Here is a 1523-nt window from a genome sequence, read left to right on the forward strand (position 1 = left end):
CCTCGATGTCCGCGGTGACCAGGGCCCAGTCCGGGGCGGCCAGGGATGTCGCGGCGCGGACGGCGTCGGGCGTGGCGACGGCGGCCGACAGGGCGGCGGCTCCCATCATGAAGGTGCGGCGCGAAGCGAGCATGGCGGTTCTCCTGTCTGGGGCATGGGGTGCGGGGGCTCAAGCAGCGCGAAGCGCGTTCGCCCCCGAGGAAAGTGATCAGCGGATCACGATGGTCTGGGCGATCGGGCCCGAGACGGGAAAGCGCGCGCGGCTCCAGCTGGCCGGGCCCATGTTCCCCACCGCGTTGTTGGAGAAGGCGTAGGGCTCGATCGGCATGCCGAACGGATTGGTGTTCATCTGGCCGTCGCCGTTGACGTCATGGAACGCCTTCACGGCGTAGTCGCCGGCGGGCAGGTCCGGAAAGACGGCGACCACGGGACCCGAGGCGCTGACCGCCTGGCTGGCCACCGCGCGGTTCGCGCCGTAGCCGCTCTCGGAATCGAACAGGGCGATCATCACCGAGCCGGTGGAAGCGCCGGTCTCGAAGGTCAGGGTGACGGTGGACCGCGCGTCCTGAGCGAGAGCCGGGGCGGCAGCCAGGGCCAGGGAGGCGGCGAGGGCGAGGCGGATCATCTGAAGGTCCTTGGGTCAGGGAGGACCCGACCGCCGGGCCTCCGATGACCCGACCGTGACGATGGCTTCAGACGGCCGCCACCGGACATTCAGGACCGGACAGGCGGCCTTCGCGAACGGCCGCCCCTGTCCGTTCGCGAAACGCGAACGGACATCCGCTTCAGGAGAAGATCAGCGCGGCGCGCGCTTGGCCAGGATGCGTTGCAGCGTGCGGCGATGCATGCCCAGGCGCCGCGCCGTCTCCGAGACGTTGTGGTCGCAGAGCTCATAGACGCGCTGGATGTGTTCCCAACGGACCCGGTCGGCGCTCATCGGATTGTCCGGCGGCTCGGGCGCCTCGCCGGTCATCAGCAGCGCCTTGACCACGTCGTCGGCGTCGGCGGGCTTCTGCAGGTAGTCGACGGCCCCGGCCTTCACGGCGGCGACGGCGGTGGCGATGGCGCCGTAGCCGGTCAGCATGACGATGCGGGCGTCCTCGCGCCGATCGCGAATGGCCTCGACCACCTTCAGGCCGTTGCCGTCCTCCAGCCGCATGTCCAGCACGGCGAACGCCGGGACGGCGGCGCGAAGCGCCTCATTGGCCTCGGCCACCGAACCGGCGGTCGTCACCTGGAAGCCGCGGCTTTCCAGGGCGCGGCCCATGCGGGTGCGCAGGGCGTTGTCGTCGTCCAGCAGCAGGAGGGTCTTGTCCTCAAGCGCGGCGATGCGGGCTTCGGTCTCGGGCATCATCGGTCTCTCCTTGACGCTGAAGTCGGTAACGGCCGCGCTGCGGTCAAGGTTCAGCGACGGGGGTGCGACACCGCTGCAGGGCGGCGAAAAGGCCTCACCCCCCCCCCCCCCCCCCCCCCGCCGGGACCTCCAACGCGGGACGCGGCCAGCGGACGGCCACCCCGGGCGC

Annotated in this window: 2 protein-coding genes; both read right to left on the bottom strand. The window is 71.2% G+C overall.

Going from position 1 to position 1523, the window contains the following annotated elements; genetic code table 11:
• Positions 1-208 precede the first annotated feature (208 nt).
• Positions 209-625 carry a DUF2141 domain-containing protein gene (locus tag AC2W7C_RS17705; protein WP_486002545.1) on the bottom strand — a complete coding sequence of 139 codons (417 nt, stop codon included), beginning with the start codon at positions 623-625 and terminating at the stop codon, positions 209-211.
• 171 nt (positions 626-796) lie between these two features.
• Complete coding sequence (locus AC2W7C_RS17710) at positions 797-1351, bottom strand: ActR/PrrA/RegA family redox response regulator transcription factor (RefSeq protein WP_486002546.1); 555 nt, start codon at positions 1349-1351, stop codon at positions 797-799.
• Positions 1352-1523: the final 172 nt, after the last annotated feature.

This window comes from Brevundimonas sp. CURTG3B2_SDJG, assembly GCF_057364705.1.